16 protein-coding genes are annotated in these 14,874 nt (G+C 71.7%); 9 read left to right on the forward strand and 7 right to left on the reverse strand.

What is annotated here, in order from left to right; translation table 11 throughout:
• The first annotated feature begins 14 nt into the window (after positions 1–14).
• A complete protein-coding gene (locus tag VH969_RS30360) occupies positions 15–575 on the forward strand; it encodes a putative antibiotic biosynthesis monooxygenase (RefSeq protein WP_331980513.1) in 561 nt (186 codons plus the stop codon).
• Between the two features lie 25 nt (positions 576–600).
• Here the strand turns inward: VH969_RS30360 and VH969_RS30365 are convergent, their stop codons facing one another.
• The 4 genes from VH969_RS30365 to VH969_RS30380 all read right to left on the reverse strand — a co-directional run bounded on the left by VH969_RS30365 (position 601) and on the right by VH969_RS30380 (position 3,680).
• Positions 601–1,653 carry an ABC transporter ATP-binding protein gene (locus VH969_RS30365; protein ID WP_331980515.1) on the reverse strand — a complete coding sequence of 351 codons (1,053 nt, stop codon included), beginning with the start codon at positions 1,651–1,653 and terminating at the stop codon, positions 601–603.
• Positions 1,654–1,663: 10 nt separating this feature from the next.
• The gene (gene modB / locus VH969_RS30370; protein ID WP_331980517.1) at positions 1,664–2,419 is read right to left on the reverse strand and encodes a molybdate ABC transporter permease subunit; all 756 of its coding nucleotides are present in this window, start codon (positions 2,417–2,419) and stop codon (positions 1,664–1,666) included.
• A 65-nt stretch (positions 2,420–2,484) separates the two neighbouring features.
• The gene (gene modA / locus VH969_RS30375; protein WP_331980519.1) at positions 2,485–3,282 is read right to left on the reverse strand and encodes a molybdate ABC transporter substrate-binding protein; all 798 of its coding nucleotides are present in this window, start codon (positions 3,280–3,282) and stop codon (positions 2,485–2,487) included.
• Complete coding sequence (locus tag VH969_RS30380; RefSeq protein ID WP_331980521.1) at positions 3,279–3,680, reverse strand: TOBE domain-containing protein; 402 nt, start codon at positions 3,678–3,680, stop codon at positions 3,279–3,281. Before VH969_RS30380 ends, modA begins: the two co-directional genes overlap by 4 nt.
• 96 nt (positions 3,681–3,776) lie before the next feature.
• On the opposite strand from VH969_RS30380, the gene VH969_RS30385 reads away from it, so the two are divergent.
• The gene (locus tag VH969_RS30385; protein WP_331980523.1) at positions 3,777–4,673 is read left to right on the forward strand and encodes a TIGR03619 family F420-dependent LLM class oxidoreductase; all 897 of its coding nucleotides are present in this window, start codon (positions 3,777–3,779) and stop codon (positions 4,671–4,673) included.
• 98 nt (positions 4,674–4,771) lie between these two features.
• Here VH969_RS30385 and VH969_RS30390 read toward each other — a convergent pair whose 3' ends face one another.
• On the reverse strand, positions 4,772–5,695 hold the full coding sequence (locus tag VH969_RS30390) for a ribonuclease Z (protein WP_331980525.1): 924 nt from the start codon (positions 5,693–5,695) through the stop codon (positions 4,772–4,774).
• A 57-nt stretch (positions 5,696–5,752) separates the two neighbouring features.
• Here VH969_RS30390 and VH969_RS30395 point away from each other — a divergent pair, with 57 nt between their 5' ends.
• The 3 genes from VH969_RS30395 to VH969_RS30405 are packed head-to-tail and all read left to right on the forward strand — an operon-like array spanning position 5,753 to position 8,803.
• Entirely contained in the window at positions 5,753–6,832 is a 1,080-nt protein-coding gene (locus VH969_RS30395; RefSeq protein WP_331980527.1) for an alpha/beta hydrolase, read from the forward strand.
• The gene (locus tag VH969_RS30400) at positions 6,832–7,557 is read left to right on the forward strand and encodes an esterase family protein (RefSeq protein ID WP_331980529.1); all 726 of its coding nucleotides are present in this window, start codon (positions 6,832–6,834) and stop codon (positions 7,555–7,557) included. Before VH969_RS30395 ends, VH969_RS30400 begins: the two co-directional genes overlap by 1 nt.
• Positions 7,558–7,567: 10 nt before the next feature.
• A complete protein-coding gene (locus tag VH969_RS30405) occupies positions 7,568–8,803 on the forward strand; it encodes an ATP-grasp domain-containing protein (RefSeq protein ID WP_331980531.1) in 1,236 nt (411 codons plus the stop codon).
• A gap of 11 nt (positions 8,804–8,814) precedes the next feature.
• Here VH969_RS30405 and VH969_RS30410 read toward each other — a convergent pair whose 3' ends face one another.
• On the reverse strand, positions 8,815–9,435 hold the full coding sequence (locus VH969_RS30410; protein ID WP_331980532.1) for a superantigen-like protein SSL4: 621 nt from the start codon (positions 9,433–9,435) through the stop codon (positions 8,815–8,817).
• A 90-nt stretch (positions 9,436–9,525) separates the two neighbouring features.
• Complete coding sequence (locus VH969_RS30415) at positions 9,526–10,974, reverse strand: amidohydrolase family protein (RefSeq protein ID WP_331980534.1); 1,449 nt, start codon at positions 10,972–10,974, stop codon at positions 9,526–9,528.
• 106 nt (positions 10,975–11,080) lie between these two features.
• Between VH969_RS30415 and VH969_RS30420 the strand changes: the two genes are divergently transcribed.
• The 4 genes from VH969_RS30420 to VH969_RS30435 all read left to right on the forward strand — a co-directional run bounded on the left by VH969_RS30420 (position 11,081) and on the right by VH969_RS30435 (position 14,779).
• Entirely contained in the window at positions 11,081–11,890 is an 810-nt protein-coding gene (locus VH969_RS30420) for an IclR family transcriptional regulator domain-containing protein (RefSeq protein WP_331980536.1), read from the forward strand.
• Between the two features lie 70 nt (positions 11,891–11,960).
• On the forward strand, positions 11,961–13,121 hold the full coding sequence (locus tag VH969_RS30425; RefSeq protein WP_331980538.1) for a CaiB/BaiF CoA transferase family protein: 1,161 nt from the start codon (positions 11,961–11,963) through the stop codon (positions 13,119–13,121).
• Positions 13,108–13,923 (forward strand): citryl-CoA lyase, encoded by an 816-nt coding sequence (locus tag VH969_RS30430; protein ID WP_414638639.1) that lies wholly within the window; start codon positions 13,108–13,110, stop codon positions 13,921–13,923. The genes VH969_RS30425 and VH969_RS30430 overlap by 14 nt, the downstream gene beginning before the upstream one ends.
• Positions 13,916–14,779, forward strand: a complete 864-nt coding sequence (locus VH969_RS30435; RefSeq protein ID WP_331980542.1) for a DODA-type extradiol aromatic ring-opening family dioxygenase — start codon at positions 13,916–13,918, stop codon at positions 14,777–14,779. The genes VH969_RS30430 and VH969_RS30435 overlap by 8 nt, the downstream gene beginning before the upstream one ends.
• The last annotated feature ends 95 nt before the right edge of the window (positions 14,780–14,874 follow it).

A 14,874-nucleotide genomic window follows, 5' to 3' on the forward strand; every position in this document is an offset into this window, starting at 1 on the left:
GGTAGCCGTGCTCGATGGGCGATCGACGTTCGGAGGAGCCGGTCACCGTCGCGGTCACGCGGGTGATCCGGCCGGGCAAGGAACAGGAGTTCGCCGAGTGGGCGGACGAGGTCGACAAGGCGGCGGCGGAGTTCGACGGTCATCTGGGCGGGATCCGGCTGCACGACGCGCAGGGCATGAACCACCTCGTGTACCAGTTCGACTCCGAGCCGAACCTCAAGGCGTGGGAGGAGTCGCCGCAGCGGCGGAACCTGATCGCGCGCGGCGACCGCATCTCCGAGCGCGGCGCGACGTCGGCGTCCGGGCTGCACAACTGGTTCAACATCTCCGGTGAGTCCCCGAAGTGGAAGGCTTTCCTGCTCACCTGGGCCGCCGCGTACCCGACGCTGCTGCTGGTGAGCATGGGCCTGATGGCGGTCCTGCCGCAGCTGCCCCGCTTCGTGCTGCTCGCGATCACCTCCGGCATCCTGACCGCGCTGCTGACGTGGGTCATCCTGCCGCGCGTCAACCGGCAGGCCCGCCCCTGGCTGCTCCGCGGTGCCCACCCGAGCCCGACGGAGGACCTGGAGGGGTGACGCCCCCTCCACGCGGGCGGCGTGGTCAGACCGGGTAGGTGACCGCCTCGGTCGCCTTCACCGTCGCCCACAGCCGGGTACCCGGGGCCAGCGCCAGCTCCGCCACCACCACCGGCGTGATGTCCGCGAGCACCGGCGGGAGGCCGTCCAACCGCGCCCGCACCGTGTGGGCGTGCTGCTCCAGCCCGGCGACCGTCACCGGCCAGCAGTTGCGGGGGCTGCCCGACGGCTCGGTCGCGTGCAGGCTCACCGCGTTCGGCGGGAACGCCACGTACACCGCACCCGACGCGGGCACGGCCACCGTGAACGTCCCACCGCCGGGCAGCGAAACCGTGGTCCCGGACGCCGTGCCGCGGTACAGGTTCAACCCGACGAGGTGCGCGACGTAGTCGGTCCGGGGCGCGCGGGCGACCTCGGCCGGTGGCCCCGCCTGGACGACCCTGCCCTCCTCGACGATCACGATCCGGTCCGCCAGCACCATCGCGTCCAGCGGGTCGTGGGTGACGAGCAGCGTGTGGCCCGGGTACTCGCCGAGGTGGCGCGCGAGCTCGGCACGGATGTGCAGCCGGTTGCTCGCGTCGAGCGCGGCCAGCGGCTCGTCCAGCAGCAGCAGCGCGGGGTCGGTGGCCAGCGCCCGCGCGAGCGCCACCCGCTGCGCCTGCCCGCCCGACAGCGACCGCGGCCGCGTGCCGGCGAACTGCTCGAGGCCGACCTTCGCGAGCCAGTCCCGCGCCCGCATGCGGGCCGGGTGCCGCGCCATGCCCTGCGCGCGCAGTCCGAAGGCGACGTTGTCGAGCGCGCTCAGGTGGTTGAACAGCAGGTAGTCCTGGAACACGACGCCCGCGAACCGCTCCTCGGCCGGCACGAACACCCGCGGCGGCTCGTCCCACACCGTGTCGTCGAGCCGGATGGAGCCGGTCGTGACCGGCAGCAGGCCCGCGAGCGCCCGCATCGCGGTCGTCTTGCCCGCGCCGTTGGGTCCCAGCAGCGCGACGACCTCGCCGGGCACGATCGACAGGTCGAGGTCGAGGCGGAACCCGGAGGCGCGGCTGACGTGCAGGTCGGCGTGCAGCGTCATGTCGGCCCTGTCATGACAGTCCGCGCAGCCACCGGTCCCGCAGGCTCACCAGCACCACGATCGAGACGATGAGCAGCACGATGCTCAGCACGATCGCCGCGCCGGGGTCGGTCTCCAGCGCGAGGTAGACGGCGAGGGGCATGGTCGTCGTCTTACCAGGGAAGTTGCCCGCGAACGTGATGGTGGCGCCGAACTCGCCGAGCGCCCGGGCCCAGCACAGCACGGTCCCGGCAACCACGCCGGGCGCGATCGAGGGCAGCGTGACCCGCCGGAACGTCAGCCAGCGGGACGCCCCCAGCGTGGCCGCGGCCTCCTCGTAGCGCGGGTCGGCCGCACGCAGCGCCCCCTCGACCGCGATGACCAGGAACGGCATCGCCACGAACGCCTCCGCCACGACGACCCCGGCCGTGGTGAAGGGCAGCGAGATGCCGAACCAGTCGTGCAGGTACTGCCCGACGAGCCCGCGGCGGCCGAGCACCAGCAGCAGCGCCACGCCGCCGACCACCGGCGGCAGCACGAGCGGGACCGTGACCAGGGCCCGCAGCACGCCCCGGCCGGGCAGGTCGCCGCGGGCCAGCAGCCACGCGAGCGGCACGCCGAGCACCACGCACACGGCCGTCGCGAGGCTCGCGCACACGAGCGACAGCGCCAGCGCCTGGCCGACCTCGGCACTGAGCAGCTGCTCGGTCAGGGTGGACCAGGGCGCGCGGACGAGCAGCCCGGCCAGCGGCACGACCAGGAAGGCCAGGCCGACGAAGGCGGGCACGGCGAGGACGGCGGGAAGCCGTCCTCGCCGGCGCCCCCGCCGCGCGCCCCGGGTGGCCTGATCTGTCACGGCTTGTCGAAGCCGGCCTCCGTCAGCACGGCCTGTCCCTCGTCCGACAGCACGAAGTCGACGAACGCCTCGGCCCCTTCGGGGTTCGGCGCGTCCTTCAGCACGGCGATCGGGTACACGTTGACCGCGTCCGCGGCCTCGGGGAACTCGATGCCCTCGACCTCCTCGCCCCCGGAGTTCACGTCGGTCTGGTAGACCAGCGCGGCGTCGACCTCGCCGAGCCGCACCTTCGTCAGCACGGCCTTGACGTCCTGCTCCAGGGTGTCCGGCTGCGGCGTGATGCCGGCGGCCTCGAAGACCTTCTCCGCGGCGGCACCGCACGGGACCTCGGGCGCGCACAGGGCGATCTTCTTGCTCGCGTCCGCGAAGTCGTCGAGGCTCCTGATGCCGCCCGGGTTGCCCTTCGGCACGGCGATCATCAGCGTGTTGCTGACGAAGTCGGTCGGCTCGGACGCGTTGCCCGCGTCGACGACCTCGTCCATGTTCTTCGGCGCCGCCGAGGCGAACACGTCGGCGGGCGCGCCGTCGTTGATCTGCTTGGACAGCGCCGAGCTGCCGGCGTAGTCGAATGTGACCTTCGCGTCCGGGTTCTCCTCCTGGAACCGCCTGCCGATCGCGTCGAAGGACTCGGTCAGCGACGCGGCCGCGAACACGGTGATGCCGCCGGAGACCCCGGCCTTCGCCGACGTCGGCGCGGAACCCGCCGGGTTGCCGTCGTCGCTGCCGCAGGCGGCCGACGCGAGGGACACGGCGGCGAGGGCGGCCAGCACGACCGCCCGGAGTGATCGGCTCATGAGGACTCCGGGATCTCGACGACGACGTGGGTGGACTTGATCGATGCGACGGCGACGCTGCCTTCCTCGAGGCCGAGCTCCTCCGCGGCCTCCCTGCTCATCAGGGACACCAGCCGGAACGGCCCGGCCTGCATCTCGACCTGGGCCATCACGCCGTCCTTGACGACGCGGGTGACGATGCCGCGCATGCGGTTGCGCGCGGAGGCGGCCACGGTGACCCCGGGCTCCGGTGCGTCGGCCTGCCGCTGGACGAAGGCCGCCAGCTCGTGGCCTTCGACCGCCAGGCGGCCGTTCTCGGTGTGGACGGCCGGCAGCCGGCCCATGTCGATCCAGCGGCGCACGGTGTCGTCGCTGACGCCCAGCAGGTCAGCGGCCTCGCTGATCCGCAACTTTGGCATGTGGGGCAGTCTAGCTCCGCAGATTCGGAGTAATACGGATCTCCTGGCGGATGTTGCGGAACCGTGCTCGTTGCGATCTTGGATTAGGTTGGGGCCATGAGGATCGGACTCGGAGCGCCGGTGTCCGGCGCGTGGGCCACGCCGGAGAACATCGCGCGGTTCGCCGCCCACGCCGAGGAGCTGGGCTACGACTCGCTGTGGACGTTCCAGCGGCTGCTGGTCGGCGCGGACGACGACCTCGCCCCGGTGTACCGCAGCGTGCTCGACCCGATGCTGGCGCTGACCTACGCCGCCGCGCACACCTCGCGCATCCGGCTCGGCGTGGCCGTGGTGAACATGCCGTTCGTGTCCCCGGTCGTGCTCGCCAAGCAGGCCACGACGCTCGACGTGCTGAGCGGCGGGCGGCTGGACCTGGGGCTGGGCAACGGCTGGTACGAGCCCGAGTTCACCGCGACCGGCGCCTCCCCGGCCCGGCGCGCCGCCCGCGCCCGCGAGTACGTCCAGGTGCTGCGCACGCTCTGGACCGACGAGGTCGCCTCGTTCGACGGCGAGTTCTACACGATCCCGCCGAGCCGGCTGGTGCCCCGGCCGGTCCAGCCGGGTGGCCCGCCGATCCTGCTCGGCGGCACCGTGCCGGCCGCGCTGAAGCGGGCGGGGCGGCTCGGCGCCGGCTGGCTCTCCGTCAGCGCCACCAACCTCGACCGGATCGGCGAGCAGATCGCCGTCGTGGTCGACGCGGCGCGCGAGGCGGCGACCGCGACCCCGCGGATCGTCGTGCGCGGGGTGGTGCGCGCCGGCGAGCGGCGGGGCCGGCTGTCCGGGTCGTACGACGAGATCCGCGCGGACGCCGAGTGGCTCGCCGGCCAGGGCGTCACCGAGCTGTACTACGACCTGAACTGGGACAAGCAGGTCGGCAACCCGGACGTGTCCGTGGCCTCGGCCACGCAACGCGCGGCCGAGATCATCGAGGCTTTGGCACCAACACGGGCGTGATCTTCGACCGACCAAAGGTGACCTCAGGGGACCGTGACGGCAGGCAACCACCACCAACCCAACATCCGCGCACCATCCGCTGGAACGCAACGGACACGTCAAATTCCGGGGAGGCGGGAGGGCACCGGCACGCGCATGAGGTCGGCGGCGACCACGATGTCGCCGTCGAACACCGCGGCGGCCTCCTCGTGGAAGGGCGCCGGGTCGGGGTAGCGACTGGAGAAATGCGTCAGCACGAGCCTGCGTACCCCACACTCGGCGGCCACCCGGGCGGCCTGCGCGGCCGTGAGGTGGGCGTAGTCGCGTGCCAGGTCCGCGTCCCGGTCGAGGAACGTCGACTCGATCACGAGCAGGTCGGCCCCGTCGGCGAGTTCGTACACCCCGTCGCAGAGCCGGGTGTCCATGACGAACGCGAACCGCTGGCCGCGGCGCGGCTCGCTGACCTCCTCGACGCGGACCGTCCGGCCGCGATGGTGGAGCACGCCTTCCCGGTGCAGCACCCCGATGTCCGGCCCGCTGATGTCCAACCGGGACAGCTCGGCGGGCAGCATGCGGCGGCCGTCGGGTTCGACGAGCCGGTAGCCGAACGCGTCGATCCGGTGGTCCAGCTCGCGGGCCTCGAGCGTGCCGAACGGACCGGTGGCGATCGTCCCGCCGCGCGCGACGGGCTCCTCGCGCAGCTCGGTCCGCTCGTGGAACGGCGTGGCGTACCGCATGCGCGCGAAGTACTCCGCGCCCGAGGCCGGGTAGTGCGCGACGACCGGGTGCGGCACGCGGTCGAGCGAGAGCCGCTGCACGACGCCCGGGACGCCGAGGCAGTGGTCGCCGTGGAAGTGCGTGAGGCAGATGCGGTCGACGTCGTGCGAGCTCGCCCCGGCCAGCAGCAGCTGCCGCTGCGTGCCCTCGCCGGGGTCGAAGAGCAGGCCGAGCCCGTCCCAGCGCAGCAGGTAGCCGTTGTGGTTGCGGTAGCGCGTGGGCGCCTGGCTGGCCGTTCCCAGTACCAACAACTCGCGCGTGGACACCGTGCCAGCTTGACGCATTCGGGGCACGATGACTGGAATGGGCCCGGTGATCGCCACGTGACGGAAACTCCACCCCTGGTCAGTCCCTTGGTCACGGCGGACTCGGTGACGTTCCGGCTGCCGGACCGGGACGAGCCGACCGACGAGCCGACCCTGGACGGGGCGCGGCTGCTGCCCGCGCTCTCGCTGCCGGACGCCGGGCTCGACTTCGTGCACGACGAGGGCGAGTGGCGGCTCACGCTCCCCCGGCCACCGGTACACCGCATGGAGTACAAGTTCCGGCTGCACCGCCCTGCGGGCGACGCCGAGGAGATCTGCGACCCGGCGAACCCGCTGCGTGCTCCGGGCGCGTTCGGCGACAAGTCGGTCGTCGAGTTCCCCGGCTACGCCGCGCCCGCGTGGCTCACGGCCGAACGCGTGCCCGGCGAGTACGTCGACCTCTCGATCCCCGCACCGCTGCTCGAACACGACGTCGACGCGCGCGTGTGGACCCCGGGAGACCCCGACGAGCCCTTACCGCTGCTCGTCGCGCACGACGGTCCGGAGTACGACCGGCTGGCCGACCTCACCGGGTTCGCCGCCGCGATGATCGCCGAGGAGCGGCTTCCGCGCTGCCGCGTGGCGCTGCTCGCCCCCGGTGCCCGCGACGACAACTACTCGGCCAACCCGTGGTACGCCGCCACCCTGCACCAGCGGATCCTGCCCGCGCTGCGCGACGCCGTCGCGGTCACCGGGCCGGTCGCCGGAATGGGCGCGAGCCTCGGCGGGCTCGCCATGCTCCACGCCCAGCGCGCGCTGCCCGGCCTGTTCGGCGGGCTGTTCCTGCAGTCCGCGTCGTTCCTCACGATCGAGCTCGACCCCCAGGAAAGCGGGCGGTTCTCGAAGTTCGCCCAGGTCAGCACGTACGTGGCGAAGGTGCAGGCGGAGGGCGCGCCGTTCGAGTCCGTGCCGACGGTGCTGACCTGCGGGCTCGCCGAGGAGAACCTGGCCAACAACCGCCAGATGGTCCTCACGCTCGTCGCGCACGGCTACGACGCGCGGCTGGTCGAGGTGCCGGACGCGCACAACTACGTCGGCTGGCGGGACGCGTTCGATCCCGCGCTCGCCGAACTGCTCCGCGAGCTGTGGGAGGTCTGATGCGCCGCGAACAGCACGAGATCGGCGGCGGCACGCTGATCGTCTACGGGCACTACGGGCGGCCGTTCCTCGTCTTCCCGTCCGAGCAGGGCCGCGCCTGGGACTTCGAGAGCAACGGCATGATCGACGCGGTCCGCGGGCTGCTCGACGACGGCCGGGTCAAGCTGTACTGCGTGGACTCGTTCGACGCGGCGTCGTGGTCGAACAGCTCGCTGCCGCTGGACCAGCGCGCGCAGCAGCACGGCGTGTACGAGTCGTGGATCACGGGCGACATCGTGCCGGCCATCCACCACGACTGCGGTGGCCCGCAGGACATCGGCACGCTCGGCTGCTCGCTCGGCGCGTTCCACGCCGTCCTCTTCGGACTGCGCCGCGCCGACCTGTTCCCCTTCGCGTTCGGCATGTCCGGCAACTACGACCCGGCCACCTGGAACGGCTGGGGCGACCGCGCGGACGCGGCGTACTTCACCAACCCGGTTGACTTCGTGCCCAACCTGCACGGCGACCACCTGAACTGGCTGCGCGACCGGCTGTCGGTCCTGCTCGTCGTCGGGCAGGGGCAGTGGGAGGACACGACCGGGTCGCTGCCGTCCACCCAGCACTTCGCGCACCTGTTGCGCGAGAAGGGTTTGCGCTGCGAGCTGGACGTGTGGGGGCACGACGTCCCGCACGACTGGCCGTCCTGGCGTGCGCAGCTGGCCCACCACCTGCCCCGGTTCTGTTAGGAGGCCCCGGATGCCCGATCGCACCGAACACCTGCTGGGTCTGTTGCTGGGTACCGAGGAGGACTGGCCGCGAGCCTTCGAGGAGCTCGTCCGCAGGCTCGGCCCGGTGCGCCACGACGGGCGTTCGCACACGCTGCGCACGGAACGGATCACGATCGAGCCGTTCGACCTGCGCGCGACCCCGCGCTACCACCTGGTCATCGACCGGCTGGCGCACTGGTACTACGTGCCCCGCGAGTGGCTGAAGAAGGTCGCGCTGATGAACGACGTGTACCTGCTGAACAGCCCGTTCACGTTCCAGTCGATGGAGAAGCACGCGGCGTACTGCGCGATGATCCGGCTGGGGCTCAAGGTGCCGGACACGTGGCTGGTGCCGTACAAGAACCCCGTCGACAACGCGCGGTACGCCTACACCGCGGCCAGGTACAACCAGCCCTTCGACCTCGAGAAGATCGCCTCGCGGATCGGCTACCCGCTGTACATGAAGCCCTTCGACGGCGGCGCGTGGCGGGGCGTGTCCCGCATCCGGGACGCGCGCACGCTGAACCGCGCGTACGACGAGTCCGGCGAGATGCTGATGCACCTGCAGGCGTCGGTCGAGGGCTACGACGTGTTCGCGCGCTCGCTGACGATCGGCCCGGACAGCATGGTGATGCGTTTCCAGCCGGACAAGCCGATGCACGACCGGTACGCGGTGGACCACGCCTTCCTGTCCCCCGAGGCGGGCGACGAGGTGCTGACCATCTCCCGGCTGATCAACGCGTTCTTCCGCTGGGAGTTCAACTCGTGCGAGTCGCTGGTGATCGGCACGTCGGTGCACCCGATCGACTACGCGAACGCGTGCCCGGACATCTCGATCACGTCGCTGCACTACTACTTCCCGTGGGCCATCGCCACGTTGCTGAAATGGTCGGCGTTCTGCGCGGTGTCCGGCCGGCGCCCGCGGCTGGACCTGGACACGGCGAACTACTTCGAGGTGGCGGACTCCTCGCTCTCCTACGAGGAGAAGCTGGCCGAGTACCGCCGGCTGGCCGACGACTACTTCGAGACGGCCCGCTACCACGAGTTCTGCGCCACCGCGCTGTCCAACGTGGACGAACTGGTACGCGACTGGGTCACCTCGCCGGCGTTCGACGCGCTCCTCGTGGACACCGTGCGGTCGACCTATCCCGCCCACGAGCACGACAAGTTCGTCGCGCACTTCCGGGGGCTGCTCGGCTTGTGGGTCGAGGAGAACGCCGGCTGACCCGTGCGGGCTCAGTGCCTGCCGTGACCACCGTGGTCGCCGTGCCCGTGTCCGCCGTGCCCGTCGTGGTCGCCGTGTCCGCCGTGTCCGGACGACACGACGTGCCAGCGTCCGTCGTGGCACACCATCGGCAGGTGGAACCTCGGCGTCGACGCGCGCGCGCCCTCCGGCGAGCACCCGTCCCACGGGTTCGCGACCTGGCCGCCACCCGGCCCCGGGACCGGGAGCGTGCCGGAGGTGGGCACCGCCGGCCGCGAGGTCGGCGTGGCCGGCCGGGGCCGCGGCTTGGCGACCTCCGCCCGGGTCGGGGACGGCGTGGCGGACGGCGTGGCGGACGGCTTGGTGGACGGCTTGGCGGACGGCTTGGTCACCGGCGGGGGCAGTGCCGCCGGCTCCGTCGTGGTCGTCGGATCGGCGTTGCCGGCGTCCGTGATCGACGGGATGGCCGGGTTCTCGGGCGCCGCGCTGCCGTTCCCGCTGGCGGCGGCGAACAACACGAACCCGGCGATCCCGGCGAGCACGACGACGAACCCCGCGATCACGGCCACGAGCACGAGCCGCTCGTGCTCGTCCCCCGGCTCGCGCTCCCCTCGGCCCGCGAGCCTGATGCGCGGCAGCCTGAACCGTCGCATGACGTCATCTCCGTTGAGCTCGACGAACACGCTGTTCGTCGAGCAATGTACTCAACGTGACCTGACCTGCGCACCGTCCGTTCGTAGCCGTCAGGCGTCGGCGCCCGCGCCGCTTCGCGTGGCCGAGCTCTGGTAGTCGGTGTACTGGTACGGGTTGTCGAGGACCTTGGACTCCGGGATATCCGGGTTCATGCCCTTCTGCCACTCCTCCTCGCCGAGCTCGGCACGCAGGTAGGACACGGTGTCCTCGACCTCGCGACGTGCCGCGGCCAGGTCGATGCCGACCAACTTGCCGTCGTGCTTCACGATCCGGCCGTCGACGAGCACCGTGTGCACGTCGCCGCGCTGGGCCTGGAACGCCACGTGGCCGTAGACGTTCAGGATGGGGAACGAGACCGGGGAGCTGTCGTTCTTGATCAGGACGACGTCGGCCTTCTTGCCGGCCTCCAGCGTGCCGATGTCGGACCGGCCGAGCGCGGCCGCGCCGCCCCGCGTCGCCCACTCGACCACCTGGTCGGCGCGCAGGCTGGAGTGGGTGACGGTGTCGCCCTTGCGGTGGGCCTCCATGTGCTCGCGGGAGCGGTCGGCACCGAGGGTGGTGCGCATGGCCGAGAAGAGGTCGCCGCTCCACCACACGCTCGTGTCCATCGACAGCGACACCGGGATGCCGTGGGCACGGATGGCCCAGGTGGGCGGGTAGCCCTGCCCCGCGCTCTGCTCGCTCTCGGTCGCCACCGAGATCGAGCCGCCCGTCGCCGCGATGCGGTGGTAGGAGTCCGCCGACAGGGACGCGGAGTGCACGTAGATCGTCGACGAGGTCATGAAGCCGTTGTCGTACATGAGCCGGATGCCGTCGTCGCTCGTCGCGCCCCAGACGCCCGCGTGCGTGGTCACCGGGACGCCGAGGTCGCGGGCCACCTCGAAGGCGCCCTTCTCCGGGAACGAGGGGTCGCCGGTCACGTCGAACGCCATCTGGAAGCCCAGCATGTCATCGCCCGGCAGGCGGTTCACGAAGTCGCGGAACTCCGGCGTGCCGCTCCACTGCGCCGGCGGCTGCTGGATGTTGCCGTAGGCCAGCACGAACCGGCCCGGCACCGAGCGCAGCGCGTCGACCGCCGCGTCCGCGTGCTCGGTCGTCTGCAGGCCGTGCGACCAGTCCACACAGGTCGTCACCCCGGCGTCGAGCGCCTCGATCCCGGCGAGCAGGTTGCCCGCGTGGATGTCCTGCGGGCGGAACGACTTCCCGTGCTCGAGGTAGTACCACACGAAGTACTGGGTCAGCGTCCAGTCGGCCCCGTACCCGCGCATCGCGGTCTGCCACATGTGGCGGTGCGTGTCGATCATCCCCGGCAGCACGATGCCGCCGGACGCGTCGATCACCGTGGCGCCCTCGGGGGCCACCAGGCCGCGGCCGATCTCGGCGATGCGGTCGTCGAGCACGAGGACATCGGTGTCAGCAAGCACCGAGCGCGCGTCGTCCATCGGCAGCACGGTGCCGCCGCGCAGGAGAACTGGCCGTCCGGGTTGGAAGTCGTTCATCGGGGAACTCCTCGACCGTCTAGCGGACTCTTGTCCGTATCCCGACGACAGCTACTCTGATCCTGGACCGCGACGAAGTCAATGGCCTTCACAGACAGGAGCCTCCATGCCGCGCGAAGGCACCGGACCGGACTTCATCGAAGCGCTCGCGCGCGGGCTCGAGGTCATCGCGGCCTTCGAGCCCGGCCGGCCGGTGATGACGCTCGCCGAGGTCGCCACGGCCACCGGGCTCGCCCGGCCGACCGCGCGCCGGATCCTGCTCACGCTCACCGAGCTGGGCTTCGTCCGCGCCGCCGGCCCCGGGTTCGCGCTCACCCCGCGGGTGCTCGACCTCGGCGTGGCGTACGTGCGCTCGCAGGGCCTGTGGGACATCGCCCGGCCGCACATGGAGGAGTTGTCGGCCGCGACCAACGAGTCGTGCTCGGTCGCCCAGCTCGACGGGTCCGACATCGTCTACGTCGCCCGCGTCGCGGTGCCCAAGATCGTCGCGCTGGCGGTCCAGATCGGCACCCGGTTCCCCGCCCTGCAGACCTCGCTCGGCAAGGTCCTGCTCGCCGCGCTGGAGCCGGCCGAGGTGGCGGCCGTGCTCGCCGAGCCGACGCGCTCGGGGCTGACCCCGGTCTGGCAGCCCGACGCCGCCGAGCGCGACGCCGCGCTCCGCGAGGTGCGGGCCCGCGGCTGGGCGCTCACCGACCAGCAGCTCGCGCTCGGCATCCGCTCCGTGGCCGCGCCGCTGCGGGACGGCGGCGGCCGGGTGGTCGGCGCGCTCAACGTCAACACGCACGCGGCGGAGACGCCGGTCGAGCACCTCCTCGACCACCACCTGCCGCTGCTGCTCAAGGCGGCCGGGGAGATCAGCGCGGACTTCGCCCGGCTCGAGGCCGTGCCGCACGTGACCCGAACCGAGGCGTCTTGACCCTCGCGGCTCCCGTGCCAGAATGGCGGACAGGTGTCCGTGATACGGACAGCAACCCGGACGGAGGCTCATGGCAGGCCCGCTGCACGGCATCCTCATCGCCGACTTCTCCCGGATCCTCGCCGGCCCCTACGCGACGATGCTGCTGGCCGACATGGGCGCGGAGGTCGTCAAGGTGGAGGGCCCGCGCGGTGACGACACCCGGACCTGGATGCCGCCGGTGCGGGACGGCGAGTCGACGTACTACCTCGGCATCAACCGGGGCAAGAGGTCGATCGTGCTGGACCTGCGCGACGAGCACGATGCCGGGCTCGGCCGCGAGCTCGCGCGGCGCGCGGACGTCCTGATCGAGAACTTCAAGCCGGGCGGGCTGGACAAGTACGGGCTGGACTACTCCTCGGTCCGCGCGGCGAACCCGGGCCTGGTCTACACGTCGATCACCGGGTTCGGCTCGGGCGCGGGCCGGCACGTGCCCGGCTACGACCTGATGGTCCAGGCGATGTCCGGCCTGATGAGCCTGACCGGCGACCCGGACGGCCCGCCCTACCGCGCGGGCATTTCCGTCTTCGACGTGATGGCGGGCAACCACGCGGTCATCGGCATCCTCGCCGCGCTGCGCCACCGCGACGCGACCGGGCAGGGCCAGCGCGTGGAGGTCAACCTGCTGTCCTCCGCGCTCACCGGCCTGGTCAACCACAGCTCGGCGTTCGCCGCCGGCGGGGTCGTGCCCTACCGGATGGGCAACGCGCACCCGAGCGTCTTCCCGTACGAGCCGCTGCCGACCAAGGACAACGACCTGATCGTCGCCGCCGCGAACGACAGCCAGTTCCGCAAGCTCTGCGAGGTACTCGGCATCCCGGAGGTCGCAGACGACCCGCGGTTCGCCCGCAACGCCGACCGCACGGCGAACCGCGAACAGCTGCGGCCGCTGCTCACCGAGCGGCTCGTCGAGCGGGGCGCGGTCGAGTGGTTCGACCTGCTCGTCGAGGCGGGCGTCCCGAGTGGACCGATCAACACGATCGACGGCGGGTTCGCGATGGCGGAGCGCTTCGAGCTCGACCCGATCGTCGACGTCGGCGAGGGCGACCGGGTCATCCCGACCACCCGCCACCCGATCCGGTTCTCCGCGACACCGGTGGACTACGCGCTGCCGCCGCCGCTGCTCGACGAGCACGGCACGGAGCTGCGTAAGTGGCTGGCGGAGGGTCGCCCGGGGGATGCCGATGCCTGAGTACCCGACCGCGCTCGGCGCGTCCACCCCCGACAAGATCACGCTGCTCGGCCAGGACCTCGCCGAGGACGTGATGGGCAAGGTCTCCTTCGGCGAGCTGGCGTTCTGGCTCGCCACGCAGCGGCGGCCGACCACGGGTGAGACCAGGGTGTTCGAGGCCGTGCTCGCGGCACTCGCCGACCACGGGTTCACCCCGACCGCGATCGTCACGCGGCTGACCTACCTGTCCGCACCGGACTCCGTGCAGGGCGCGCTGGCGGCCGGGCTGCTCGGCGGCGGCTCGCGGTTCCTCGGCGTCACCGAGGACTGCGGCCGGTTCCTGCACGAGGTGCTCCGCGACCGGCAGCTCCCGCTGGACGTGCGGATGGACGGCGAGGGCTGGGACGAGCTGGCCCTCTCGGTGGTGCGTCAGGAGCGCGAGGCGAAGCGGTTCATCCCGGGCCTCGGCCACCACGTGCACAAGGACGGCGACCCGCGCACGCCGCGGCTGTTCGAGATCGCCCGCGAGGAAGGGCACTACGGGCCGCACCTGTCGCTCTTCGCCGCGATCGGCCGCGTGCACCCGCGGGTGCTGGGCCGGACGCTGCCGCTCAACGGCGCGGGCGTGTGCGGAGCGGCGCTCGCCGACCTCGGCCTGCCGATGGAGCTGCTGCGCGGCTTCGCGTTGCTGGCCCGCACCGCCGGGCTGATCGGCCAGCTCGCGGAGGAGCTGCGCAACCCGGTCGCGAACGAGATATTCCTGTCCGTCGATCTGAACAACCTGTCCGTCCCGCCTGAGCCGTACGGAGGTCAGCATGGCTGAACTGGTCGCGGTCATCGCGTCCACCCATCACCCGTTCTACTACCGGGCCAGCACGTCGACCGGGGCGGACCGGCCGCCGTTCGCCGACGAGTGGGTGCGCAAGGTCGAGGCGTTCCGGGAGACGCTGACGCGGGCGAACCCGGACCTGCTGGTGATGGTCGGCTCCGACCACTTCCACCAGCTGTGGCTGGACAACATGCCGCAGTTCCTCGTCGGCAAGGCGCCCTTCTACGATGCCAACTGGTACAACGAGGAGCGCGAGTTCGGCCTGCCGCGGATGACCATGCGCGGCAACGAGGACCTCTCGTCCTACATCCTGCGCGAGGGCATCGACGCCGGCTTCGACCTCGCGTTCTCCAACGAGCTGCGCATCGACCACTCGATCACGTGCCCGATCATCACGCTGCGGCCGCAGAACGACCTGCCGATCGTGCCGATCTACACCAACATCTTCGCCCCGCCGCTTCCCCGGCCGCGCCGGTTCGTCCAACTGGGACAGATGATCCGCGAGCTCGTCGAGTCCTGGCCGTCGAACCAGCGGGTGGCGGTCATCGGCACCGGGCACCTGTCGCTGGAACTCGGCGGGCCACGCCAGTTCGGGCCGCACGGGCCGGACCCGGAGTTCGACCGCAAGGCCGTCGAGTGGATCTCCACCGGCGACATCGAGGGCTGCTGCGGCGACGTGACGCTCGACAGCCTGCACCTGCCGGGCAACGCCACGCACGGGTTCATGGACTTCATGCTGATGATGGGCGTGGCCGGCGAGGGCCGCAAGGCCGACTTCGTCGACACGTACGACCTGTTCCACACGATGGAGGCCTACTTCACCTGGTACCCGAACGGAGGCAAGGCATGAAGCACCTGCTGTCCGTCGCCTGCCACGGCCCACATGAGCCGCGCGGCTCCCAACCGCACCCAAGGGGAACGGGACGCAACCCGGCCACAAGTACG

Source organism: Actinophytocola sp. (assembly GCF_036555685.1).
Lineage (GTDB): Bacteria > Actinomycetota > Actinomycetes > Mycobacteriales > Pseudonocardiaceae > Actinophytocola.

Bases quoted from the DNA above. Each gene is read 5' to 3' on its own strand.
- VH969_RS30360 (WP_331980513.1), top strand. From the start codon at position 15: ATGGGCGATCGACGTTCGGAGGAGCCGGTCACCGTCGCGGTCACGCGG.
- VH969_RS30365 (WP_331980515.1), bottom strand. From the start codon at position 1,653: ATGACGCTGCACGCCGACCTGCACGTCAGCCGCGCCTCCGGGTTCCGC.
- modA (WP_331980519.1), bottom strand. From the start codon at position 3,282: ATGAGCCGATCACTCCGGGCGGTCGTGCTGGCCGCCCTCGCCGCCGTG.
- VH969_RS30380 (WP_331980521.1), bottom strand. From the start codon at position 3,680: ATGCCAAAGTTGCGGATCAGCGAGGCCGCTGACCTGCTGGGCGTCAGC.
- VH969_RS30385 (WP_331980523.1), top strand. From the start codon at position 3,777: ATGAGGATCGGACTCGGAGCGCCGGTGTCCGGCGCGTGGGCCACGCCG.
- VH969_RS30400 (WP_331980529.1), top strand. From the start codon at position 6,832: ATGCGCCGCGAACAGCACGAGATCGGCGGCGGCACGCTGATCGTCTAC.
- VH969_RS30405 (WP_331980531.1), top strand. From the start codon at position 7,568: ATGCCCGATCGCACCGAACACCTGCTGGGTCTGTTGCTGGGTACCGAG.
- VH969_RS30410 (WP_331980532.1), bottom strand. From the start codon at position 9,435: ATGCGACGGTTCAGGCTGCCGCGCATCAGGCTCGCGGGCCGAGGGGAG.
- VH969_RS30415 (WP_331980534.1), bottom strand. From the start codon at position 10,974: ATGAACGACTTCCAACCCGGACGGCCAGTTCTCCTGCGCGGCGGCACC.
- VH969_RS30420 (WP_331980536.1), top strand. From the start codon at position 11,081: ATGCCGCGCGAAGGCACCGGACCGGACTTCATCGAAGCGCTCGCGCGC.
- VH969_RS30425 (WP_331980538.1), top strand. From the start codon at position 11,961: ATGGCAGGCCCGCTGCACGGCATCCTCATCGCCGACTTCTCCCGGATC.
- VH969_RS30430 (WP_414638639.1), top strand. From the start codon at position 13,108: ATGCCGATGCCTGAGTACCCGACCGCGCTCGGCGCGTCCACCCCCGAC.
- VH969_RS30435 (WP_331980542.1), top strand. From the start codon at position 13,916: ATGGCTGAACTGGTCGCGGTCATCGCGTCCACCCATCACCCGTTCTAC.